We start from the raw sequence: 24,040 nt of genomic DNA on the forward strand, positions 1-24,040 counted from the left end.
TATTACGATCCATAAGAAAAAAAGATTCAAAAAAAAAGCCTATTACGGCTTTTTTCATTAAACAGCACGGCGTTTCTTTCGTGCATAAATCAATAATAAGAAACCAAACCAAACCGGTGTTAACAAGAGCGCCGGGCGTGTTGCATCCGCAAACAGCATGATCACAAGAATGGCAGCAAAAAGGACAAGAACACAAATGTTTACAAAAGGTGTGAACGGTGCTTTAAAAGTAGATGCTGCATGCAGTTCAGGCTTTGTTTTTTTATATTTCAAATGGCAAATTAAAATAATACTCCATACCCAAATGAAACAAATGGCACTGATGGTTGTGACAATACCAAAGGCTTGTTCCGGAATTAACTTGCTTAAGAGAGCACCGACCGATACCACAATTGTTGAAACGAATAGTGCATTACTTGGAACAGCGTGCTTATTCAGACGTCCAAAGGAAGATGGGCCCTGTTTTTGATGACTGAGATTATACAAAATTCGGCTCGTCGAGAACATACCGCTATTACAAGCCGAAGCCGCAGACGTCAAGACAACAAAATTAATGAGTCCCGCTGCTACTGGAATTCCAATCAGCCCAAAGGTTTTTACAAAAGGACTTTCTGATGCACTGAGCTCAGTCCATGGGTTGATACATAGTAAGACAAAAATGGCGCCCACATAGAAAAATAGAATTCTTAATGGAATTTTATTAATCGCAGACGGGATGTTTTTTTGCGGATTGGCTGTTTCTGCTGCGGACACACCGACCAGTTCCACTCCCACATACGCAAAGATGACCATTTGGAATGACAGTAAGAAGCCTGTGACACCATGAGGGAATAATCCGCCGTGTGACCAAAGATTTGTTACCGTCACAGGCCCTGTATCTGTTTGAAAACCAATGATTAAAAGGACAATTCCAACGCCGATCAATAATAGAATCGTAATCACTTTAATGAGTGCGAACCAAAATTCCATTTCTCCGAAAAGCTTCACCGTTAATAAATTAAATCCTAGTAAAATCAACAAACAAATGATGGCAGGAATCCATTGCGGGATATCAAACCAATACTGCACATACACTCCGACAGCAATAACATCCGCCATCGCGGTCATAATCCAGCAAAACCAATACGTCCATCCTGTCACAAAGGATGCCCACGGACCAAGGTAGTCCTCTGCAATATCGGTTAATGACTGATAGCCTGTCTTCGATAAGAGCAGTTCACCAAGTGCCCTCATGACAAAAAAGATCGCCATCCCCACAATTAAATAAGCAAAAATGATCGATGGACCTGCCAATTGAATGGCCTTTCCAGAGCCTAAAAATAGCCCAGTTCCAATGGTTCCGCCAATTGCAATCAACTGAACATGGCGGTTTGATAAATCTCGTTTCAATTCTTGTTGTTCCAATGCTAACGCCCTCCTACGACACGATCTTATACTGAAATAATGAACTCTCAAAAAGTCCATAAAAAAAGAGATTGGATGCGCTCCAATCTCTCGGTCATAAAAGAATAGCAAAATAGCGAAAAGCAATACACGGCGTCATCCATGCATTACAAATACAATATTTCGTACTCTTCTGTCCTTTTGCCTGAGATTGTGAACCCTTCGGCGCCGCACATTCATGCGGTCTCTCCAGAAGCTGCTCCTGCCATAGTGTGACCCACAGCATTCATAGCCTTCGTTATTTAATTAAAATGTTGCTATTTCTGAATAATTTCATATTTTACGCCTCTAAAAGAAAGCTGTCAATGGAAATCTTTTATGATTGACGGTGGTAGCCATATAACTTCACTTCATCAATCCCTCTTGATTCATGTATAATAAATCAAAAGATGTTCGGCTCGTTTGCTGGAGAAATCCCTCTTGATCAAGAACAAAGTTAGGAAATCCATGGAAGTTGGTGAAAACAAATGAAAAAAATGAACAAACAGCGTGTCACATTACAGGAAGTCGCCAAGCATGCCGGTGTTTCGACTTCAACGGCATCACTTGTTGTTCGAAATAATCCTAGAATCTCTGAAGCCACTCGAAAAAAAGTACTGCAATCCATGGAGGACTTAGGATACGTATACGACCGCGTTGCTGCCAACATGCGGTCAAAAAGCTCAAATATCGTTGGTGTGATTGTCACGGATATTTCTAACACCTTTATTTCTGAGTTTTTAATTGGCGTGCAAACCACGCTTGAATCACTGGGCTATACTGTTTTACTTGGTACGACCTTTGACAGTGTCGATAAACAGGAGCGGCTCATTTCCACAATGGTAGAGCACCGAGTGGGCGGGATTATTTTAAACCCAGCTTCAAAAAGCTCTGCACGAACGGTCAAACAATTAAATCAAATTCGCACCCCAAAAGTACTGGCAAATCGTGAATTATCAGATGTGCAATGTGACTATGTCGGCGTTGATTATGAACAAGGTGCTTGGATGGCGCTTCATCATCTTCTTCAAAAGGGGCATCGGCGTATCGCCTTCTTAGGCGGCATTAAGACCTCATCGACTTGGATTGAGCGGATGAAAGGTTTCAAAAAAGCTCATGACGAAAAAAATCTGACGATTGATGATTCTCTTATTATTGACATAGAACCTACTCGTGAAGGCGGGAAAGAAGCGCTTGCCCAAGTGATTGATCAGCCTGAGCCTCCTACTGCTATTTTTTGTTTTAGTGATCTAGTCGCATTTGGAGTCATTCAAGAACTGTCAGCACGGGACATCAAGCCTGGTGAAGATATCGATGTGGTTGGATTCGATAATGTTCCTGAAGCGGAGATGTACCACCCGCCGCTCACCACTGTTTCCTCTTTCCCCCGATCCATCGGGGTAAAAGCAGCGAACCTTTTATATCATAAAATGAACGAGCAGGATGAAGAGCTGCAGAGATTGATCTTAAAGCCTCAACTTCATATTAGAGAAACCGCTCCCTCTTGATGAAAAAGAGAATTGCATGCAGCAATTCTCTTTTTTATTGATCAAGTCAACCATTTCTTTATTTCATTTTTATTTTTTTAAATCACAAAGTCATAAACTTGACACATTTAAAACACAGGAGTATATTTATCTCGTTGCTTCTTTTAGTATATCGTTATACCTATTTCAGAGTATCGTTTTTTTAATCAACATCAGTTAAAAGTGGAATTTTCTGATTCTGATCAAATTATGAAGATTCACTTTCTTATCAATTCTATTTTTAGTTTTTAGTAGAACGATGTACTTAATTGAAAAACAGATGAATATTCATTATTTTTTTCATCAATTACACAAGGGGTGTTGTGATGGGCATCATATTATTTACTTTTAAGGAAATAACAAAGGGTGTACAAAGAATTTGACCCTAAAGGGTTTCAAATATAGGAGTGGGAACATGAAAAATCCTTATATTAAATCGTCTGTTGGCATGTATTTAAACTACTTCATGCTCGGCATGATCAATATTATTGTAGCTTCCAACATGGACAGCTTATCTGAACGCTACCATGTGGATATTCCGAAAATCAGCTTGCTTGTATCGGCGATCGGAATTGGTAAACTGGTTGCTCTCTTTTTCTCAGGCCGGTTAGCCGACCGCTGGGGACGTAAGCCTGTCATTATTACAGGAAACTTTCTTTACTTATTATTCTTAATCGGTATTCCAACGACAACGAGTTATACACTAGCATTTATCTTTGCGATTTCTGCTGGGATTGCAAACTCGTTACTTGATTCGGGAACATATCCTGCTTTGACAGAATCGTTTCCTAAAAAGGCAAGTTCAGCTTCTGTTTTAGTGAAGGCGTCCGTTTCAATTGGAGCGACTGTTCTTCCATTTATCCTGGCATTCCTTATTGCACATGACATCTTCTGGGGCTGGGCGTTCTTTGGACTAGGGCTTCTTTATTTACTTGTTGGGATTTACTTAATCTTTATGCCGTTCCCGAACCATAAGCAAGTCTCTTCACAGGATGACCTTCCAGTACAGGAACAAATGAAGGAAGAACCTAAAATGCTTGGTGAAGGCTTAGCTGTTGTGCTCATGGGGTTCACGTCGACTGCATTGTTTGTCGTATGGCAGACATGGCTTCCGCAGCTCGGGTTAAAATTAATCGGACTTGGCACAGAACAAGCCACACAGCTTCTATCTTATTTTAGTATCGGTGCACTGGTGTCTGTTCTCTTGCTGTCGATCGTCTTAGATAAATTCATTTCACCTATTATGGTGGCAATTATTTATCCAATTGGAGCATTCCTTGCGATGCTTTCATTATTCCAAATTGAAACATACAGCATTGTGATTGTCAGCACCTTTTTCTTAGGGCTATTTACAGCGGGAATCTTCCAGCTGGCGATGAGTATCATGATGAAACTATTCCCGACAAACAAAGCAACGGCTTCATCCTACGTCAACATTGCGGCAAGCTCCGCGTTTATTCTCGTGCCGCTCATTACAAGTGGGTTGGTCAGCACGTACGATATTAAAATGACGTTATTTTTCGATATGATCATTGCGGTTATGAGCGTATTGCTAGCGGTCTTTGTTCTTGGACGCATGAAAAAATTATTTAGATAATTAAAGGAGATGTCAATCATGACAAACATACATGAACGAAATATTGATGGGAAAACAAAATTAGTCGGTCTTCTTGCTACACCAATCGGGCACAGCCTTTCACCACGGATGCATAACCTTGGCTATACACTAACAGGGATCAACTATGCTTACCTCGCATTTGAAGTAGGGAATGATGAACTAGAAGCAGCCGTATACGGTATGAAAGCAATGGGTGCTGCTGGATTTAACGTTTCTATGCCGAACAAAATGAAAGTATTGGATTACTTAGATGAACTAGACGATTCTGCAAGATACACACGTGCAAGCAACACCGTTGTAAACAAGGATGGCAAGCTGATTGGCTACAACACAGATGGTCTTGGCTACGTGAGAAACTTGATTGAGCATGGCGTTGAATTAGCTGGACAAAAGGTCACACTCGTTGGCTCAGGCGGTGCCGCTACTCCGATTGCGATTCAGCTTGCACAATCTGGTATTCGTGAAATTAGTATTTTTGCTCGTAATGATCAATATTTTGTTCAAGCTGAAGAAAATGTGACGTACATCAACGAAGAAATGAAATCATTTGGTGTCAAAGCGAACATTTTCCCACTTGAAGACAAAGACGCGTTCCGCCGTGAAGTAGCAGAAAGTGCGATCCTAGCAAATGGGACAAGCCTTGGCATGAAACCACTAGATCAGCTCAGCATCATCGATGATACGCTTGATGTTCTGCGTGAAGATTTAATCGTGACAGATGTCGTATACAATCCGCAAAAAACAAAGCTCCTTGCTCAAGCACAGGAAGCTGGCGCCAAAACCATTAACGGTCTTGGCATGATGCTATGGCAAGGTGCACTTGCTTACAAACTCTTTACTGGTGAAGATATGCCAGTTGATCAAGTGAAACAGATTCTTTTTGAAAACGACCGTTTCTAATACAAAAGAAAGACGACTTCCTAAGCGGAGGTCGTCTTAAATTATTGACAAAGGGCTAAAATGATCTTCATTTTAGCCCTTTGTCTTCTTTTCAGCGTGATAGAAAACCTTTGCAGTCTAGGAAGGGCGAGCACAGGAGCGGAGCGAATTTGACATTCGTGAGCACCGGAGCACAGCCCTGACAAAGAATGCGAGGGTTTGTCTACACGCTGAGACGACTTCCGGCGGAGGTCGTCTTTTTTTTAATCATGTACCATGATTTGACGGTATCGATACAGGATATACAGTGCGCCGATAATGGCCGCAACAGCCACCACTGCATCGAACATAAAGATTTGTAAAATGGACAAGTGACTCTGAATTAAACCTGTTACGACCGGAATGACGATAGCCGACACACCGCCCGCTGTGGAGATAATTCCTGTCATCGTCCCTTTGTTTTTCCAGAAGAATTCAGCCATCACAGTTAACGTCAGCTGAAAAACTCCTGCTGTTGAAAATCCCAATACAAAAGCATTGACGGTTCCGATGACTGGGGATTTCACGACCAAGAGCACACAAATAGAAACAAGTGTAATGATTGGATAGATCAGCAGCACAGTAACCGGACGGACAAAACGGCGCAACAGAAATGCGAGCATCACGACAGACAGCAGCCCGCCCATGCTATAGTAACTAAGCAGTTTCACAGCACTGCCCGATGTCATCCCCAATATGGCCTCACCGTAAGTAGGAAGCCAAATTTGCGGCAACGCATATAGCCCATTTGACGTAAAGCTGATCACAATGAGTGCGATCCCTTCTCTCCAAAATGTAGGCTCTGTCGAGAAGCGCGGAAGTCCGTCATGCTCCGTTACCTGGACTTGCTCCACCTTGCGATGATTCGGAAATGGCAAGGTCCACAGCATCAAGACATTCACAAGATAGATCAGAGCAGGAACAAAAAATGCTATTCCATAAAACAAATCATGCTCTGCTAAAAAGAAAATCGCCAATGGCAAGATGGTTGCCCCAATTGATATAAAGGCCTTCACCATCACATTCGCAGATCCCGAGTTTTGCGGAAAAGCCTCCATTAATGCAGGATACGTCCCTGCATCCATCGCTGAATTCGCGACCCCTGCCAAAATCGCAAACGCAAACGCGATTTGGTAATTTGGAGACAACGGAATTCCGATGAGGAACACCGCCATCAGCACACCCGAAACCAAAATGACCGGCTTTCGCCCAAAACGATCTGACAGCACGCCCGATAAACCATACGTGAGTACCCTGCCAATGCCAAGCGCCGAAATCATATAACTAATTCCTGCACTATTGGTATTTAACTGTTTGATTAAAAATGGCATATTGGAAGCCAATATAATATTGACCATCCCTAATAAAAAATAATTGATATAAAGACTAGAAGCCGTTCTCACATACGGATTCCTCATCCTGACACACCCCTCAACACCATCGCAATGAAGTGATAAATAATGGTTACGCTTATAAGAACTCATATGTGAGGAAGAACAGCTTTGCAGCCTTCACGTTCATACATCTCATCATGTCATGCAGCTCACCGCTTACATGCCCTTCATGTATCAAGCATTTCTTCAATTTTTCACTGCTCTTATTTTATATGAATGTGAAAGGTAATGATAGTGAATTGCTTAAATTTGAGAGAAAATCATCGATCAAGCGTATGACTCCATCGTTAGAAAAAAAGAGTGGTTCATTTCACTCCCTAAAAGATGTGTCAACTCTATTCATCGTTAATTATTATAACCCCCAAATACTTAGCTCATAATAATATTCCGTTCGCTCTATGCATAAACCAAAACGAAAATCCTCTGCGACTAAAAGAAAATCACCATATCCAGTTGAAAATTTGGTCTGCTCAAGAAGCTGGTTTAAATGACTAAACACTTCACCCACATTCACTAAAAGGGCTTCAATTTCATGATCTCGAAAAAATAGTATTCTGCCTTGTGTAGGTGTTATTTTTACCTTTTTAACCATTTCCTTTAACATTTGTTCAGAATTCTCAATATGCTCTCGGTAGTGGTTTCCATGTATTTGAACTTTCTCTTCTCTTGATTGAAGGAAAGTAAAAACCTTTTGACAAAACAATTGATTTTCTTCGATATCTAAAAATGCGTTTTCTGGAAGTGTCATATAGCTTAATTCGTTCATTAAGTGCTTTCTTCTGCTTTTTCTTTTTAAGGTTTCGATTTTTGAGTTTCTGTTGTTATTCATAGATATCACCATTTTAGGGTTACCTTACTTTTTGTATTCAAATATCTTAAGATCTCGAATTAAACAAAAGCACTTGTAGCCTAAAGGACTAATCAAGTGCCTGAATCATTATTCTAATCGGCAATATGATATTTAATCTTAGGATATTTCTGGTATTTTCTCTTTCCAAATTAACAACAGCCTTATGAATTCTTTTGTTTCAATTTTATTTTCATGAGGTTCTTCAATTCTATAATGATGTTCAACGATTGTCTCTTCTCTTTTGATACTTGCACTGGTAGCATTCAATGTAATTTCAAAGTTTTCATAAACTCCATCTATAACATTTTGAATATATTCTATATACTCATCCACTTCTTCTGTTGAAATATCTTGGATAAAATCTGAGAAAATACTTATTTCTTCTGGGAGTATTATTGCTAAGTCAGTCACCAAATTGATCTTCCTTAAATTCATATGAAGGGTTTATAGTGACTAATTTATACAGTCCAACTTGTCATCTGTTTCAAAGCCACAAAAATTAATCTTCATTTATTTGCTCATCCACTTCTTCTAGATACCTTTCTGTATCTAAATAAGATTCAATAAGATTATCTAAAAATTCAACACTAACCTCTCGACTATCTTCATAAATATGCATTTTAGCTCCAGCTTTTTCTAGTAAACTTATAATGTTTTTCATCTCTTTCAATTCATCAATATCTAATAAATTATAAGATAAAATAAAATCATTTTTATTTATTGCTTCTTTTATTTCAGAAATACTTTTATCTGTATGTTTTCTTAGAATCGAGATATATTTGATTTGATCATCATCTTTCTCTATTCGCATTTTCATTTTAGGCATTTAGTTTCTCCTCCATAGATTAGAAATCGTCAATAGGTTTAATTCTTTCTCCAGGTAGACTATTCTTCCAATTACCTCCATGCCAACCATTAAAATGTTCATTTGGTGTAGCTGGATATATAATTTCGCCTTTGTTCGCTAAATGTGGATATTGTGATGCACTGTAAGAATGGTGACCTTGCACAGTTTTTCCATCTACTTTAGGCTTCTTACCATTTAGAATATCATTTAATTGCTGCTTATCCCAGTTTCTGGTTGGATCCTCTTTATTCAAAATTCTTTGACGTTCCTGATACCAAAACTCATTCACACCAGTGTTTCTATGTTTGGCAAACTTTTTATTCCATTTATAATTTTCATATTCTAATTTCGTAATCGTCCTATTCTCAAATTTGTCTTTCAGCTCTTTCATCTTCTTAGTGCTTAACTGCTTTCTTTGTATAGGGTGCTTCCTTAAATCTAATCCTTTGGTTCTTTCTGCTATTATTTTCTCAGCAACTTTTTGTTCTCCGATCCTCAGACTACCATTGATGCTCTTTTTACTAAACGGCAAAAGGATTCCAAGAGCCGCGTTCATACTTGCTTCCTGCTGTTCTTTCGAGATCTTATTCCCAAACATATCACGCCCTGTAATCGCTTCGCTGAAGCCATTTGTGGCGGTAAGACCAAATAAGCCTTTTTGAGATGTTTTTAAGGCGTCAAAGGATTTTTGCGATGTCTTGTAAATGTCGACTGCTCTGACTGCGGCTGATGTGGCTTGAGTTGTTTTATAGACGGCTTTTCCACCTTTGAAAATACGACCTGCCCATCCGACGATTGGGATATAACCTGCTGCTGCCATGCCGCCTGCGGCGACGCGCTGTCCTGCGGTGAGCTCTTCACCTGTGATCGGGTCAACACCTGTTGCGGCACGTTTTGCATCGTTCACACCTGTCAATTCATTGACGATATTTCCGCCATAATCAAGTGCTTTTTCATACCAAGGACGGTTGGCGAGTGCTTCCTGTTCCTTTGCATTCTCACGGGCCTCTTCTTGTTCTTTTTTGATTTTCAGATATTCAGAAGTTTGCTTCTCAATATCGCTTTTTGCCTTGTAGATTTCACTATTTTGATACGCTTTCTTGTCAAAATTCATAGGCGAAATGGCTTTTCCGTCATTTGTGGCATTCATCATTTCCGTATACAATGCCATTGTAGCTTGCTGCTCCGTTTCTGACAAAGCATATTCATCTTTTAAATTTTGATCAAGCTCTCTTAGGTCTTTGATCGTCTTTTTTCGCTCGTCTTCCGCATCTGCAATTTTTTCATCAAAGGTTTGACTATCAAATACTTCTAGAGAAATGAGGTCGTCGATGTCTTGAAAAATCGTTTTAAGCGCCTTTTTTTGATCCTTCACAATGCTTTTGGCATTTTTGATGCCCATATGTACAGCGTTGTCTAAAAAGTGTTCTTCTACGAAGGTTTCGCCGCCAAAACTCGTATCATCAAGTGTCCCAGAAACACCTTCATGAAAGGCTTTTTGCTTATCAATGAAGCTGATAAACATATCTACATTTCCAGCCAGTTCTTTATAAAAGCTTTTAATGTTATCGGCACCTTTTCCAGTGAAATCATCACCGAGGTTAGCCACGCCTTGAAGTGCCTTTTTTAAATCTACCATTTGTTCACGGAGTTCCTGGTAGTGTTTTGCCCTTGCATCCATGGCACTTGTTAGTGCTTTTGCATCAAGTATCTTGCCCAGAAGAAGTCACTCCCTCCATTATTGATCATAAAGTCTATTTTACCGTGTCCACCAAAACGGAAAAATAGGTTAATTGACATAAAAAACGGAATAGACTCTCTATTTAACGGGCTAAATAAAATAAGCTAAACAAAGCACTTTGCTCTGTCTAGCCATACATCCGTTTTATTTATAATCATTGACAGGTCCTTTATCCATCAATACCTCAATTTCATTAGAAGACTTCATTTTTAATTTAGGTCTCCGCTCAGAGTTTGGTTTGCTATAAAGCTCAAGTGGGCGGATGATCACACCATCATTTGTATTTTGAAGCATACCTGGCACACAAGAATAAATACGATCATTGTCATTGGCATGTTTGGAATGAATCGTCACAGACGTTCCTTGATGATTATCGATACTCATAGATACTCTATATCTATAAAAGGAACCTGTCCCGTTTGATTGAGCAGAATAAACAACCGGAACGACAGCAAGGATATCATCATTTAACCGTAGTTTAATAACTTCTGTTTTCATTGATTCATGGTCTCTACCGACATCTCCCATATGCTCAACAGCTCCGTTGCCGTAACTTTTGAGAGCAGAAATTCCTTTCGCACCAAACATAGCCACATCTACTTGCTTTCCTGACTTTGTGTAGACCAATGCATAAATATCATAATCGGTGCCGGACTCCCAAGATACTGTCGCTGTGATCTCAGGCGTTTTCTCTATTATGATCGGTTTATGACCTTTGTCTAGACTAATTTTACCTTGAACTTTTTCTAAACTGATAGGTGCAACAACTTTCTCTTTAGTCATTGTCTTCGTTTGAGCAGGGCCATCAATTGATTGTTTTTCAGGAGCCAATTGAGGTGTAGAAATATCCTGTTCATCAGGTTCAACCTCCACACCATAAAGCTTGCATAGCCCTTCCAGTCCAGAATCGAAACCTCGCCAGATTGATCGTGCTTTCGTATCACCATTTCTTATATACAGCTCTACCACGACAATGCCCTTTTCATTTGTAAAGTTTACTGGTGTTAGATAAAACACCTCGTCACCTGTTCGAATTTCTGCTTGCAAATGCTTCACTTGAGAAAAGCCCGTTCCTTGATCTTCTGTTAATGTAATAGCCATCTTTGTGATTCCAGCAGGCACTTTGCTCATATCAAAATTCAATTGATGCCTTTTCAATTGACCTGATACCTCTGCTGGTAAAAGTGCCGCTGCACCCGAAGCACTCTCTGGTTGATTGTAGAAAATAATGCCATGATCTCCTTCAACCTGATCCGAATCTGTTAAAAGAAACGCCGTTAAAGAAATATCAATTTCAGATGACACTTCATAGCTGATGGATACCTGTCCCTTTGGAGAGTTTAGTACGGTATTGGCTCCCATTTGCAAAGTATGATTCATTACAACAACTCCTATTCTTCATCTACCATTTAACGTTTTTATAGATCAATTATACCAAATCATGTAATGAAACCTATTCATATCTTTATCTCTTTTCAACCTCTGCTGCGATACCTAAAAACAAACCACTCTCGAAACAATGTGTATAAAAGAATCATTCCTGCTATTATGGTGATATTCGGCCTTTGGATCCTTCTTCAAATATCCTTGAACATCAAGGTCTTTCACAATCCAACGAACTATTTTGTGGCCATTACTCTCTTTTTTCTTTGTATTCAGGCACTAATAAAACTTAAACGATGAAAAACCCGAACAAGCATATACCACGCTCATCCGGGCTTCTATTTTTTCCTTTATTACACTTCTTCACCATTCGTGGCAATGACGTTTTGGTACCAAGTAAACGAATCTTTTTTAAGGCGCTTCATTGAGCCGTTGCCTTCGTTGTCGCGGTCAACGTAGATCATGCCGTAGCGTTTTTTCATTTCACCTGTTGTGAATGACACGATGTCAATGATACCCCACGGTGTGTAGCCAATCAGGTCAACACCGTCGTATTCGATGGCTTTTTTCAGTGCTTCGATATGAGAAGCGAGATATTGAATTCGTTCTGGGTCATGAATGGAACCGTCTTCCTCCACCTGATCAATGGCACCAAACCCATTTTCAACGATGAAGAGCGGGATTTGATAACGATCGTAAAAACGATTCAACGTATATCTTAAGCCAGTCGGGTCAATGGACCAGCCCCAGTCACTTGATTTGATATACGGATTGTCTACACCATGCGGAAGGGCTCCGTTGACAATGTCTCCGTCGTTATCAGACACTGCATCACTTTTAACTGTTGTCGACATGTAGTAGCTAAAGCCAAGATAATCTACTTTGCCTTTTCTTAAGCTTTCTTCATCGCCTTCTTCAAACGGAATATGATAGCCTTCGCGTTCGAATTCTTTAAGTGCATAGCTCGGATAGTAGCCCCGAACTTGTACATCTGGGAAGAAATAGCGTTGTCTCATATATTCTTCAGCAAGCATGACATCCTCTGGATTTGAGGAATACGGATAGATTGGTACGTGAGATACCATTGCACCAATTTGAAAAGCAGGATTGATTTCTTTGCCTTTTGCTACTGCCCATGCACTTGCTAGTAATTCATGATGTCCTGCTTGATACATGATTTCTTTGGCATTTTCGCCTTCTTTGACTGATACCCCTGAGTTTGTCCATAGGAACAGTGGGTTGTTGACATCCATTTTGTTATTGATTTCATTAAATGTCATCCAGTATGTGACTTTGTCCTTGTAACGATTGAAGCACACTTCAGCGAATTTCGCGAAGTATTCAGCGACTTTTCGGCTTCTGAATCCGCCGTATTCTCTTGCCAAATGAAGCGGCATCTCAAAGTGAGACAGTGTAATCACAGGCTCGATGCCATGCTTGAGCAGTTCATCAAATACATCATCATAGAATTGTAAACCTGCTTCATTCGGTTCCGCTTCATCTCCCTTTGGGAAAATTCGGCTCCAGCCGATCGATGTACGCAAGCATTTTAACCCCATTTCGGCAAACATCGCGATATCTTCCTTGTAACGATGGTAGAAATCGATTGCTTCATGATTCGGATAAAATTTGCTGTCTTCTATCGTCTCCGTAATTTGTCTCGGTACTCCGTGAGCACCAGCTGTCATTACATCCACAACACTTGGGCCTTTTCCTGCTTCATTCCATCCACCTTCGAATTGATGTGCAGCTAATGCTCCGCCCCATAGAAAGTCTTTTGGTAATGTCATTATATATTCCTCCTATTTCACAATTGTGATCATGTCGTCCGTTGGCTGTATCACCACTAGTATATGTACATTATAATTATACCGGTACAATTTATCAATACATATATCATTTCAATTAACATATCAAAGAAAAATCGGTATGTGCTATAATCAAAGACAATAAATCGTGAAAACAAAGAGGAATGGCTATGTTAAAGTATCAACAAATTGCGAGCGATATTGAAAAATATATTGTCACCCATGAGCTGCAGCAAGGGGACAAGCTTCCTGTACTTGAAACCCTCATGAGCCAATTTGCTGTGAGCAAAAGCACCATTATCAAATCATTAGACCTACTCGAAAGAAAAGGAATTATCTATCAAGTGAGGGGCAGCGGCATCTTTGTTCGAAGACACAGACGCAAGGGCTACATCAGCCTTTTATCCAATCAAGGGTTTAAAAAAGATTTAGAGGAATTTCAACTGACTTCAGAGGTTTTAATGCTAGACACCATCAAACCGCCTGAAGAAGCAGCGCTTAATTTGAATATTGAACAAGATGAGGATGTTTTTTACCTCAAACGCATCCGTTACATCAATGGACAAACCTTATGTCTAGAAGAATCCTATTACAGAAAAACCATCATTCCCTATCTCAACACAGAAATTGCCGCCGATTCTGTTTTTAAATTCATCAGTGAAGGCCTTGGGCTCAAAGTCGGCTTTTCCGATATGTACTTACAAGTGGGCAAACTGAATGAAACCGAAGCAAAACACCTCGGCCTCAAACAAGACGATCCCGCTCTCCGCGTCGAAACCGTCTTTCATCTCACAAACGGCCAGCCTTTCGATTTCTCGAAAATCACATATAACTACATGCAATCCCAATTTTTTATTCAGGCGAATAATTATTATGGGTGATGGAAAAGACCCCTCATAGCTGAGGGGTCTTTTAAAGTGGACATATTATTTGTAATAGTTATAGTCATTAAACGTTGCTATCATATCTTCTTGCGTTCCTTTTTTCCCACGATTCGTATTAAAATATAACGTTCCGTCATCAAAATCAACAGCTTCTATTTCAAAAAGAGTAAATGCACTGCTCGTAATTCGGAATGAAAGGTCTTTTCTCGTAAACAATTCTTTTGAAAAATCCTTTGTAGGTGTCTCCTTTTGCTCTTTGATCATTTGATTAATATTTAGCGGATATGTGAGAATAACACTCACATTAGAAGCTCCTCCATTAGTAGCCGGTTTAGATAAAGGTACATATAATGTTCCTTGGTAGAATGAGATTCCTTGAAGAATGTATTTGGACACATCGACCACTGATTGGTTTACGACAGCTTTTGTATAATTTAATGCAAATGTTGCCTCATATTCAAACTGCCCTTTCTTGTCATTGAAATTCCCAATAAAAAAGCGATTGCCAGACCTTACAATAAACTTATCGGTTCCAACAGAATATGTGATGCCGCTAATTGATAAATTCGTCCCTTGGTACTGCAGAACATAGGATTTAGCCACTTTGTACGTATTTTTCTTCGTGTTCACACTTAACTTCACTATCTTTTTTACATACTTTACACCATCGGTCATCGGCGCTACATACAAGCTAACTTGTTCATCACCTTTTTGAGCTTTCACAGCTAGGTCATTCGCATGTCCTAAATCATTGCTAGTACTATTGGTGTCAGAGTTTTTAAGGAGCTTAACAGTTCTTTTGCTAGACGAGGTGTTCATTTTTATCGCGTACAATTGCGTCAGATGGTTTGACGTATTTATTTTTGCAGAATAAATCGTATTATTATTACGATCTACAGCCATCCCTTGCATAGAAGTGTAAAATCCAGAACCAGACATTGCAGAATACGTTGTATACGTGTTGAAGTATCCTGATTGAGCCTGAACAGTAGTAGACCACATACTGCACAAAAAGATGACAGCCATTGAAATGATAATCTTTATTTTTTTCAAAAAATCACGCTCCTATCAATGAAATTTGTATCATTTAGCTATTTAAAAAATCGCCACCCTAAATGAATGGCGATTGAACACTCTACTTTTCAGCCTGAAACTTCTTTATTGTCTTATTACTTTCCGACATGCCTTTCCCAGTGACGGTGAAGTAAAGCTTTCCACCCTTGGCACCTAGTTGTTTAAAAGTGACTTTCACAACCTTGCCTTTAGAAGCCGTTGATTTTCCAATCAGCTTCCCTGATGAATGATAGATTTTGACAACATCTTGTTTCGCTAATTGACTGATCGTGACAACGTCTTTTTTCTTCTTGTTGTTCACGATTGTGATTTGATTGCTTTTTAACGAAGTAGATGGTTCGCCTTTAAAAGAAATGGCTTGCTTTCCGCTTTCCAGCATCTTATCTTCACTACGCGTCACAAACACTTTGCCGCTCTTGGTCCCTACTTGTTTAACGTACAATTTGATAGATGAACTGTTCGCTGGTTTTGATGTGGCAAGTAGTTTTCCATTTGTTGAGTAAACTTTGATGACATCTTTTTTCTTGATCTTACTCACTGTAATGACATCTTTTTTATTTTTAAGATTATTGATTTTGACTTGATTGGCTTTTAAAACATTCGATTTTTCACCCTGATAACGAATGGATACTCGATTGCTCTCTTTTAAACCAGGCTCTTTCATACTGATATAAAGTGTTCCATTTGTTTGTCCTAATTGTTTCAAGGAAATCGTCATGTTCGAGCTAGATGCAGTTTGTTGAGCAATTGCTTTTCCACCAGAAGCTTGTTTAAAGATTTTAATGACGGATTGTTTTTTGATTCCTTTTATCGTCACCGTATCGTTTTTTCCTTTGTTGTTTGTTACCTTCACTTGAGATGATAGAAGTGGCGATGTGATGACTTTTTTAACGGTAACAGCTGGCAGGGCAACCTTTCTCTTCCCGCTTTGCAACGTGATGGTCACTTTAGATCCTTTTGTTAATTTCCCTGTTTTTAATTTGAAGTTTTTCCCCGGTGTAATGGCAAACGGTCCATATTTCTTTTTCGTTATGCTTGAGCTGAGTTTCGACATAGCTCTTATTGTGTTATTTACTGAATCAGTTTGCACCTCTACAACAGCTTGATCACCAAACGTACTGATGCCATTAATCGTATCACTTGAATCATCAATTTCTTCCACAAAAACTTTCTGTACATCTTCCTGAGATTGATTCGTTTCATCTGGGTTATCTGCCATGAACGACTTGACTGTGATTAAGTCACCACCGATTAACTTTGAAACAGGAACATCATAGTATCCATTAGGGTCTGTCTGGCCTTCCCCAATGACTCTTCCCTCTCCATCTAAAATATTGATCATACTTTTAGGAGTTGCGGTCCCAGCTACTGAAGTGGAAAGCTGAGTAAATGGATCAATAGTCGGAGCTGTTGATCTGAGTCGGAAAGTGGTCTCATATAAAGCATTATCAAAAGAGGGTTCCATCACTTGAAATTTACTTTGATCCAATGCTTTTATTGTGTTTTTGTCCACACTCAATTCAAAGTTGCCATCACCATCTGCAGTTATCGATTGAATGATGTCACTTGATTTTTGATTTTTAAAGACGATCTTTGCATAAGGAATTCCCGTTTGGCCTTTCACTGATTTAGACCATTTCGTCGTAGGAATAAGCGAGATTTTCTTAGGATTAACAATTTTTTTGTAAACGTCGATATTGCTGCCAGTCGTCATTTTCACTGTTAGAAATGTGCCTGCATTTAGGGCAGGCAGCTTTAAATGAATGTCATCATTGAATGTGCCTGATGCAATCACTTTGTCATCTTTCATGACCTCTATTTTTGTGTTCTTCACTGTTTTTCCAGTTAGCTCGTGAGAAGTATCATATATCGGATCTAATGAGGTAAAAGATTCCTTGAAAACATACACTTTGTTTGAAGAAAGCTTTGTCCCATTTTGGTCATACGTATCTAACTCCACCGTTTGGCCTGAACTAATGTTCCAAGAAAACAACTTAAAGTTTCCGTTACTATCTGCTTTTGCGTAGTGCATATATTTAGATTTCCAGTTACTCGGAACACCCCAATCTACGAATGCAACGATTGCGTTTGGCGCTGTTTTACCTGTTAGATAATTATCACCATATTGATAACGATCAATCGTTGTTTTCGTTCCACCCTCTGCGGCACTCACATTTTCCTGTATATTGAAAGTTAACATCATCATACAGAGAATAGAAGCTACTATTTTCAGGACTATTTTCATAAAGTTATCCTCTTTTCCTATTAATGTTTTAATATACAAATATTATACATTTTATCCAAAGTAGGCACAAGAGTTAATATCGTGACTAAAGACTTATCTAATTACTGTTTTAATAGATACTGTGAATTTCAAACTCTTACATGAAAACTTCCGATTTAAAGTATCAAAAAGATTCATTTTACGAATGCATTGAACAAACTTATGATAAACGTAACAAGAATGTACAGGAGGATTCATTATATGAGAGATATTAGGGTGTACCATGTCGATGCGTTTACAACTGAGAAATTTGGAGGAAATGCTGCTGGGGTCGTGTTGGATGGTGATCTTTTAACGGAGGATGAGATGCAGAATATCGCCAAGGAGTTGAATTTACCGGAATCTGTCTTCTTGCTGCCTGCACATGATAAAGAAGCTGATTATCGGGTCAAATACTTCACACCGACGGAAGAGGTTAATTTCTGCGGGCATGCGACTGTTGGATTGACTTGGCTTTTGGCGACGGAGCTTGGGCTGGCAAAAGAGAAAACAGGGGTCGTGTTAGAAACGAAGATTGGCAATGTTCCTGTTGTATGGCACGAAGAAAATGACAAGGTCGTTGATGTAGAAATGACGCAGGTGACACCGAAGACGCGAGATTTTGTCATCGATTTAGAAGAGCTGAGTGACATGCTTGGTGTCAGCAGTGACCGCATTGATCCATCTTATCCTATCAAATTAGCAAACACCGGAAACTGGCATCTTCTCGTTCCGATGAAGCACCAACAGGACATTGACCAAACGGCACCGAACTTAGCCGCTTTAGGGAAAATGAATAAAGAACAAAATATCACGACGACTCACCTTTATTCATTTCACACCACAAAAGAGGTTGATCTTTACACGAGGGATTTTGCACCTGGGATCGGTATACCCGAAGATCCGGTGACGGGGGCAGCAAACGGAGCATTGGCTGGCTATCTTTATTTGGAAGGTATCATTTCTCAGCAAGAAACCACTCTCCTGCACATTGCCCAAGGGGATGCCATCGGCAGACCTGGCATCCTTCGTATCACGGTCATTCCGAATGAATCAAAGCCTGAGATCAAAGTGGCAGGCGCGGCGGTTATCACTATTCGCGGTGTGTTGACCTTATAAACCATCAGCTTGAATGGGAGGCATCTCGTTCAAGCTGATTTTACTTGAAATGATCTTTGACCACTTCGATCCATCTTTTAGCCGATGGGGATGCTGCTTTGAATGATTTGAACGCCAAGTTGATCTCACGATAGACGCTTGTCTCAAGTGGAATGACTTTCGTATGAGACATTTGCGGCGGCAAAATTAATGTCGGAATGATGGTCACTCCGAGCCCTTCTTGAACCATAGAAATGAGCGTATTGTTGTCTCCAATTTCAAACAAAACTTGAGGCTTCACGCCTCTTTCTTTTAATAATTTCTTAATGAGCAGATCACAGCCCGCTTTTGGCATAATGAATGATTCATCATGTAACGAGTCAACTTCTATCACTTTCTTCGTATGGAAGCGATGATCCTCTTGCATGAGCACCACCAATTCATCTTGGAAAAGTGGAACAGTTTCAAATTCTCTTGATGCCTGCGTTAAAAAACCAACATCAATCGTGCCAGACGCAATCCAATCCTCAATCTCCTCATAACCACCTTCATATAACTCTACCTGGATATTGGGATACCCTTTGGTAAAACGGTGAATCAGCTGCGGAAGCATTTTTGAAGAAAAACTAGAGAACGTTCCGATCTTGATATTCCCCACTTCCATCCCTTGAATCAACGCCGCCTCCTGTTCAAGCAATGACGCATGATGAATGATTTGCCGAATATGCGGCATCACCCGCTCACCTGCGTCCGTTAACGCCAGCCCGTTTCGATTCCGCCGAAGCAGCACAACCCCTAACTCTGACTCAAGCTTCGCAATATTATGACTGACTCCAGACTGCGTCAGCCCAAGTTTATCCCCGGCTTTTGTAAAACTACCGCATTCAACGACTGTTAGAAATACTTTGTATTGGAATGTGATCAGTTTGGTCACCTCGTATCTTCATATTGTAAATCGAAAAATAACTCAACATGTCTAATTTATCTCAAGATTCAATATTTACCTATAACCACTGAGATATTTTGCTAAATTTATGATACGATAATAGGCAAAAAGACTACAGGGGCTTGCTAAATGAGTGAACTTATTATTGAAAAACGCGATTTTATGACAGATCAAATTCTTTCTTTACGAACAACCGTATTTCATAATCAACCTATTGTCTATATTCTTTATGATGAAAAGAAGAAACCATCTGCTTATATTGGTCAGTCAGTTCAAGCTAGCAGACGTTTGAAAGATCATTTGAAAGACCAGAACAAGAATAAACTAACCAAAACCATTCTGATCGGACATGAACGCTTTCATCAATCTGCCTCTTATAATATTGAGACAAATCTCATAAACTACTTTATTGCAGAAAATCGTTTTCAATTAAAAAATGTTAGCCAAACACGATCGAGGGAGATGCACCATTATTATCAGAAAGACTTTTACAATGAAGATGTCTTTGAAGAGGTGTGGAAGCAGCTTCAACAAGAAAAAATCGTCACTAACTCAATTGAAACATTAAGAAATAGAGACATTTATAAGCTTTCTCCTTATAAGGAATTGTCATCCCAACAAGTAGAAATTAAGAATGAAATTTTGTCTTTTTGTAAAGAGCATATCAAACAGTCAGGGCATCATGTTATTTCGATAGAGGGTGATGCAGGAACTGGGAAAAGTGTTTTACTGAGTTCCCTCTTTAATACAATTCAAGATTTATCAAATGATATGGAATCTGTCTTAAACAAAAAGAACAATTATTTACTTGTAAATCATGCAGAGATGCTTAAAACATATCAAAACATCGCCAAGAGTCTGCCAAATCTGAAGAAGAAACAAATCATGAGACCAACCTCGTTTATCAATCAGATGACAAAGTCAGGTGATATGGCTGATATCGTGTTAATTGATGAAGCCCACCTTTTATTAACAAAAGATGATAAGTACAATAACTTCCATTACCAAAACCAACTAGAGGAGATTATTAAACGAAGTAAAATCACCATTGTCATTTTTGATCCAAAGCAGGTACTCAAAATTAAAAGCTACTGGAATGAAAAATTACTCGAGGAAATAACAAACAGATACCATGCCACGACTGTGAAACTTACAGAACAGATGCGTATGCATGCTGATACTGATACGTTGAAATGGATTGACCAGTTTGTCTCAAAACGATTATTAACTCTGCCTAAAAAACAGGAATCTTTCGAACTCAAAATTTTTGAGAATCCTCATCAATTTAAAACTGCCATTCAAGAAAAAGATAATGAAGTAGGCCTATCCCGCATTGTATCTACCTTTGACTTTTTACATAAAAAAGATGGAGCTGCCTATATCGTAGATGAAGACGGTATCAATATGCCCTGGAATTTTACAAATGATAAATGGACATGGGCTGAACATGCAGATTCAGTTAGAGAGGTGGGCTCAATCTATACGGTTCAAGGATTTGATTTAAATTATGTCGGCGTCATACTTGGCCCTTCTATCAGCTATGATGAAGAAAAGGATGAACTTCTCATTGACACGTCAAATTATAAAGATACAGGTGCATTCACATCTAGAAGTGACATGTCAGCAGAGGAAATCAAACAGGCAAAAGAAAAGATTATACTAAACTCAATTAACGTTCTGATGAAAAGAGGCATCCACGGTCTTTATATTTATGCAACAGAGGAAAAATTGAGAAGGAAATTACAAGAAATAAATGAGGGAGGCAAATATGACTGAAATCAAAGATTTAATACATTCGATTAACCAATTTAGAGATGATCGAAACTGGAGACAATATCATAATCCAAAAGACTTGGCCATCTCAATTTCGATAGAAGCAGCTGAACTGCTCGAAGACTTCCAATGGAAAAGTAATGAAGAAGCTCTTGAGGCGAACGAAGAAAATATCAAAGAGGAAATAGCAGATATCTTAATATATTCTCTTATGCTTTGTTCAGATCTTCATCTAAATGTGAAAGAAATAATTGAAGAAAAATTAATAAAAAATGCAGAGAAGTACCCCATTGAAAAGTAAAGAAACATGATTTGTTCTACTGATTAATGAAGAAGAGTAATGTCCTACCACTCTTCTTCATTTCATTATGCTTTAAGAACATATTTATCTAATTTGTCGTTGTCGATGAGGAAGACCTAGACGCTGCTTCATCAGCCTTCACACAATCAATCGCAACAACGAGTGCAATCATCACAGGCTCCATCTCTTCTTTCAAAATATCGACCTTATAGCTATCTCCCCAAGTAAACCATTCCTTCTTCACCTTGCCGATCACTTCGCCACTTTGCAGCACTTGGAAATTCATATCCCACCAGTTACCTTGCACTTCTACGCCCGCAGCCTCAATTGAATATTTTGCTTTAAAGAACGTAAACTCTTTTTTGATCGTCAATACTTCTTGACCATTAACTTCTACTAAAAACTTCGGTAAAAAGGTAAACATTTTCTTCGTAATCACAGCGATTTCATCTCGTTCTGTATTCAGAATGGTGAACGTCTTCGGCACCTTCATAAAGCTGCCCTCGACTACATACACATCGTTCTCCTGCTGATCCTTTACCGTAAACCTGCCGCTCAGACTAAATACTTTCTGCTTCATGTATAGTTGCTTCATACGTACCTCCGATTAAATTCAAACTTTTATCAGTCATTTATCCATTCTTTATTTACATCTAATTATACCAAAAAATAGAATGATCAAATAACATGTCAGAACTCATGCAAGTTATAATGGAAATATAAACAAAATTGTGAGGGGAACTCATGAAAAAAATCACGTTTTTTGATTGGACCATTCAATTACAAGCAAACTTAACGGCAATAACAGATCATCATGAAAAAAAGATGGTCATTTTAGAACCATCCATTGAATTAAACGCTGTGATCTGGATAGATGAAAACAACGAGCTTCAAATCAAACCTACTTGGGATTGTGTCATTGCAATTGATCCAACCAACAAATCACTGACAATCCGGCAAACAGAAGAAGTATTCGGAGAAGTGTACGAATGAAAACAACAGGAGGAACTATGAAGAAAACCACTTTTTATGATTGGACGGTTCACTATCCTGAACATTTAACAGCAGTCAAAGATGATACAGAAAAGAAAATGGTTTTTCTAGAACAGACCGTTGAATTTAAAGGAATTATCCGTATTGATGAGAATAATGAACTGCAAATGAAGCCGACTTGGGATTGTGTCATTATTATTAATGCAAAAAACATGTCTGTCACAGTTTGTGATGCAGAAGATGTTGTAGGTTTGCCGTAGAAATTAAAAAAAGTCTCGTTTGAGGGAAATCACTCAAATGAGACTTTTTTATTTAGTTAGTATTTAATAACCATTTACAAAGTAAGCAATGGTTTCTACTTCATCTTCTTTCAGTTCTCTGTTCAAATGTGCTTGATATTCACTCACGATTCTCTGCCAATCTCCACCATAAAGATCAGTGTATTTCGCAATCATCCGAAGCTTGTCTCTTTCCTGACGAAACTCCTCTTTTGTCCACGGTCTTTGGTGTGAAGGAATATACGTATCAGCTTCAATAGCATCTAACTCATCTAAAAGACGTAATATTTCTTTCACTGTATAATGTACTTTTTCAGCATACATTTTCGGATAAATACAATCACCAAGAAAAAGGATTTTCTCTTCTTTCACATACACGATCACTGAATCAGCAGCGTGATCGCCTCCAACATGCTGCACGACACAAGTGACCCCGCCAAGATCAATCTCCATCCGACGGTCAAACGTGACATCCGGTAAAACCACCTGAATATCTCGATGACCCTGATATTCTTCCTTAATGGCCTTCGCACAGAACTCAATCTCCGTTCCTTCCCTCACCCGCTCATCAATCGCTTCATCTGACCAAGAAAACGGAAGAAGCTTCTCCATTTCCTTTCTGGTCTTTGCAGAAGCAATTGAAACCGTATCAGGCAGCGCTGGCAGACCAAAAATATGATCCCAATGCCAATGCGTGAGGACGACCATATCGGGCGAGGCGTTCTCGTGCTTTAAAGTTTTTTGGATGAAATAGTTCGCATGATCTTCTGAATTGCCGGCATCGATCATTAATGTTTTGCTTTTGCCTACGACCATGCCTAGGATAGGGCGGTCGGTTCGTGGTACTGGTGTGATGTAGGAGAAGGTGTCGCCTATTTTTTTGATTGTGTGCATGGTGACGCCTCCTACCTTATGATTTCTCT

General features: G+C 39.2%; 22 protein-coding genes, 1 pseudogene and 1 riboswitch. Of the genes and pseudogenes, 10 read left to right on the forward strand and 13 right to left on the reverse strand.

Annotated features, from left to right (window positions below; all coding sequences use genetic code 11):
- Positions 1–57 precede the first annotated feature (57 nt).
- The gene (locus tag NSS78_RS19055) at positions 58–1,404 is read right to left on the reverse strand and encodes an amino acid permease (RefSeq protein WP_310026413.1); all 1,347 of its coding nucleotides are present in this window, start codon (positions 1,402–1,404) and stop codon (positions 58–60) included.
- A 162-nt stretch (positions 1,405–1,566) separates the two neighbouring features.
- Positions 1,567–1,646, reverse strand: a riboswitch (glycine riboswitch).
- A gap of 264 nt (positions 1,647–1,910) precedes the next feature.
- Here NSS78_RS19055 and NSS78_RS19060 point away from each other — a divergent pair.
- From NSS78_RS19060 to NSS78_RS19070, 3 genes are all read left to right on the forward strand, one after another.
- Positions 1,911–2,930 (forward strand): LacI family DNA-binding transcriptional regulator, encoded by a 1,020-nt coding sequence (locus NSS78_RS19060; RefSeq protein WP_137054131.1) that lies wholly within the window; start codon positions 1,911–1,913, stop codon positions 2,928–2,930.
- 433 nt (positions 2,931–3,363) lie between these two features.
- Positions 3,364–4,545 carry an MFS transporter gene (locus NSS78_RS19065; protein ID WP_044139103.1) on the forward strand — a complete coding sequence of 394 codons (1,182 nt, stop codon included), beginning with the start codon at positions 3,364–3,366 and terminating at the stop codon, positions 4,543–4,545.
- Between the two features lie 18 nt (positions 4,546–4,563).
- The gene (locus NSS78_RS19070; protein ID WP_003215382.1) at positions 4,564–5,466 is read left to right on the forward strand and encodes a shikimate 5-dehydrogenase; all 903 of its coding nucleotides are present in this window, start codon (positions 4,564–4,566) and stop codon (positions 5,464–5,466) included.
- Positions 5,467–5,708: 242 nt separating this feature from the next.
- Here NSS78_RS19070 and NSS78_RS19075 read toward each other — a convergent pair whose 3' ends face one another.
- The 6 genes and pseudogenes from NSS78_RS19075 to NSS78_RS19100 all read right to left on the reverse strand — a co-directional run bounded on the left by NSS78_RS19075 (position 5,709) and on the right by NSS78_RS19100 (position 11,696).
- Positions 5,709–6,902, reverse strand: coding sequence for an MFS transporter (locus NSS78_RS19075; RefSeq protein WP_212045761.1), 1,194 nt, complete (start codon positions 6,900–6,902; stop codon positions 5,709–5,711).
- 328 nt (positions 6,903–7,230) lie between these two features.
- A complete protein-coding gene (locus NSS78_RS19080) occupies positions 7,231–7,707 on the reverse strand; it encodes a hypothetical protein (RefSeq protein ID WP_212045776.1) in 477 nt (158 codons plus the stop codon).
- A 138-nt stretch (positions 7,708–7,845) separates the two neighbouring features.
- Positions 7,846–8,176 (reverse strand): annotated as a pseudogene (locus tag NSS78_RS19085) (tRNA-Val4).
- Between the two features lie 51 nt (positions 8,177–8,227).
- Positions 8,228–8,554 (reverse strand): hypothetical protein, encoded by a 327-nt coding sequence (locus NSS78_RS19090; protein ID WP_003215251.1) that lies wholly within the window; start codon positions 8,552–8,554, stop codon positions 8,228–8,230.
- A gap of 19 nt (positions 8,555–8,573) precedes the next feature.
- Positions 8,574–10,295, reverse strand: coding sequence for a T7SS effector LXG polymorphic toxin (locus NSS78_RS19095; RefSeq protein ID WP_342468382.1), 1,722 nt, complete (start codon positions 10,293–10,295; stop codon positions 8,574–8,576).
- 165 nt (positions 10,296–10,460) lie between these two features.
- Positions 10,461–11,696 (reverse strand): TerD family protein, encoded by a 1,236-nt coding sequence (locus NSS78_RS19100; protein ID WP_212046698.1) that lies wholly within the window; start codon positions 11,694–11,696, stop codon positions 10,461–10,463.
- Between the two features lie 141 nt (positions 11,697–11,837).
- Between NSS78_RS19100 and NSS78_RS19105 the strand changes: the two genes are divergently transcribed.
- Complete coding sequence (locus NSS78_RS19105; RefSeq protein WP_240792625.1) at positions 11,838–11,999, forward strand: hypothetical protein; 162 nt, start codon at positions 11,838–11,840, stop codon at positions 11,997–11,999.
- 53 nt (positions 12,000–12,052) lie between these two features.
- Here NSS78_RS19105 and bglA read toward each other — a convergent pair whose 3' ends face one another.
- Positions 12,053–13,492, reverse strand: coding sequence for a 6-phospho-beta-glucosidase BglA (gene bglA / locus NSS78_RS19110; protein WP_111913644.1), 1,440 nt, complete (start codon positions 13,490–13,492; stop codon positions 12,053–12,055).
- Positions 13,493–13,677: 185 nt separating this feature from the next.
- On the opposite strand from bglA, the gene NSS78_RS19115 reads away from it, so the two are divergent.
- On the forward strand, positions 13,678–14,388 hold the full coding sequence (locus tag NSS78_RS19115) for a GntR family transcriptional regulator (protein ID WP_050944627.1): 711 nt from the start codon (positions 13,678–13,680) through the stop codon (positions 14,386–14,388).
- Positions 14,389–14,433: 45 nt separating this feature from the next.
- Here the strand turns inward: NSS78_RS19115 and NSS78_RS19120 are convergent, their stop codons facing one another.
- Both NSS78_RS19120 and NSS78_RS19125 read right to left on the reverse strand, forming a co-directional pair.
- Positions 14,434–15,444, reverse strand: coding sequence for a hypothetical protein (locus NSS78_RS19120; RefSeq protein ID WP_212046697.1), 1,011 nt, complete (start codon positions 15,442–15,444; stop codon positions 14,434–14,436).
- A gap of 82 nt (positions 15,445–15,526) precedes the next feature.
- Entirely contained in the window at positions 15,527–17,710 is a 2,184-nt protein-coding gene (locus NSS78_RS19125; RefSeq protein WP_342468252.1) for an Ig-like domain-containing protein, read from the reverse strand.
- Positions 17,711–17,950: 240 nt separating this feature from the next.
- Between NSS78_RS19125 and NSS78_RS19130 the strand changes: the two genes are divergently transcribed.
- Positions 17,951–18,847, forward strand: a complete 897-nt coding sequence (locus NSS78_RS19130; RefSeq protein ID WP_050944629.1) for a PhzF family phenazine biosynthesis protein — start codon at positions 17,951–17,953, stop codon at positions 18,845–18,847.
- A gap of 40 nt (positions 18,848–18,887) precedes the next feature.
- Here the strand turns inward: NSS78_RS19130 and NSS78_RS19135 are convergent, their stop codons facing one another.
- Complete coding sequence (locus tag NSS78_RS19135; RefSeq protein WP_309217755.1) at positions 18,888–19,760, reverse strand: LysR family transcriptional regulator; 873 nt, start codon at positions 19,758–19,760, stop codon at positions 18,888–18,890.
- 141 nt (positions 19,761–19,901) lie between these two features.
- Between NSS78_RS19135 and NSS78_RS19140 the strand changes: the two genes are divergently transcribed.
- Together NSS78_RS19140 and NSS78_RS19145 are read left to right on the forward strand one after the other, a co-directional pair.
- Entirely contained in the window at positions 19,902–21,548 is a 1,647-nt protein-coding gene (locus NSS78_RS19140; RefSeq protein ID WP_309217757.1) for a DUF2075 domain-containing protein, read from the forward strand.
- A complete protein-coding gene (locus tag NSS78_RS19145; protein ID WP_106030121.1) occupies positions 21,541–21,846 on the forward strand; it encodes a nucleotide pyrophosphohydrolase in 306 nt (101 codons plus the stop codon). The genes NSS78_RS19140 and NSS78_RS19145 overlap by 8 nt, the downstream gene beginning before the upstream one ends.
- Before the next feature lie 88 nt (positions 21,847–21,934).
- On the opposite strand, the gene NSS78_RS19150 is transcribed toward NSS78_RS19145, so the two are convergent.
- The gene (locus tag NSS78_RS19150; protein ID WP_212046694.1) at positions 21,935–22,441 is read right to left on the reverse strand and encodes an LURP-one-related family protein; all 507 of its coding nucleotides are present in this window, start codon (positions 22,439–22,441) and stop codon (positions 21,935–21,937) included.
- A 149-nt stretch (positions 22,442–22,590) separates the two neighbouring features.
- Between NSS78_RS19150 and NSS78_RS19155 the strand changes: the two genes are divergently transcribed.
- A complete protein-coding gene (locus tag NSS78_RS19155; protein WP_212046693.1) occupies positions 22,591–22,839 on the forward strand; it encodes a hypothetical protein in 249 nt (82 codons plus the stop codon).
- A gap of 17 nt (positions 22,840–22,856) precedes the next feature.
- The gene (locus NSS78_RS19160) at positions 22,857–23,099 is read left to right on the forward strand and encodes a hypothetical protein (RefSeq protein ID WP_106030164.1); all 243 of its coding nucleotides are present in this window, start codon (positions 22,857–22,859) and stop codon (positions 23,097–23,099) included.
- A 63-nt stretch (positions 23,100–23,162) separates the two neighbouring features.
- On the opposite strand, the gene NSS78_RS19165 is transcribed toward NSS78_RS19160, so the two are convergent.
- Positions 23,163–24,011, reverse strand: a complete 849-nt coding sequence (locus NSS78_RS19165; protein WP_327840835.1) for an MBL fold metallo-hydrolase — start codon at positions 24,009–24,011, stop codon at positions 23,163–23,165.
- Positions 24,012–24,040: the final 29 nt, after the last annotated feature.

The organism is Bacillus sp. FSL W8-0920 (assembly GCF_038593215.1).
GTDB lineage: Bacteria > Bacillota > Bacilli > Bacillales > Bacillaceae > Bacillus > Bacillus pumilus.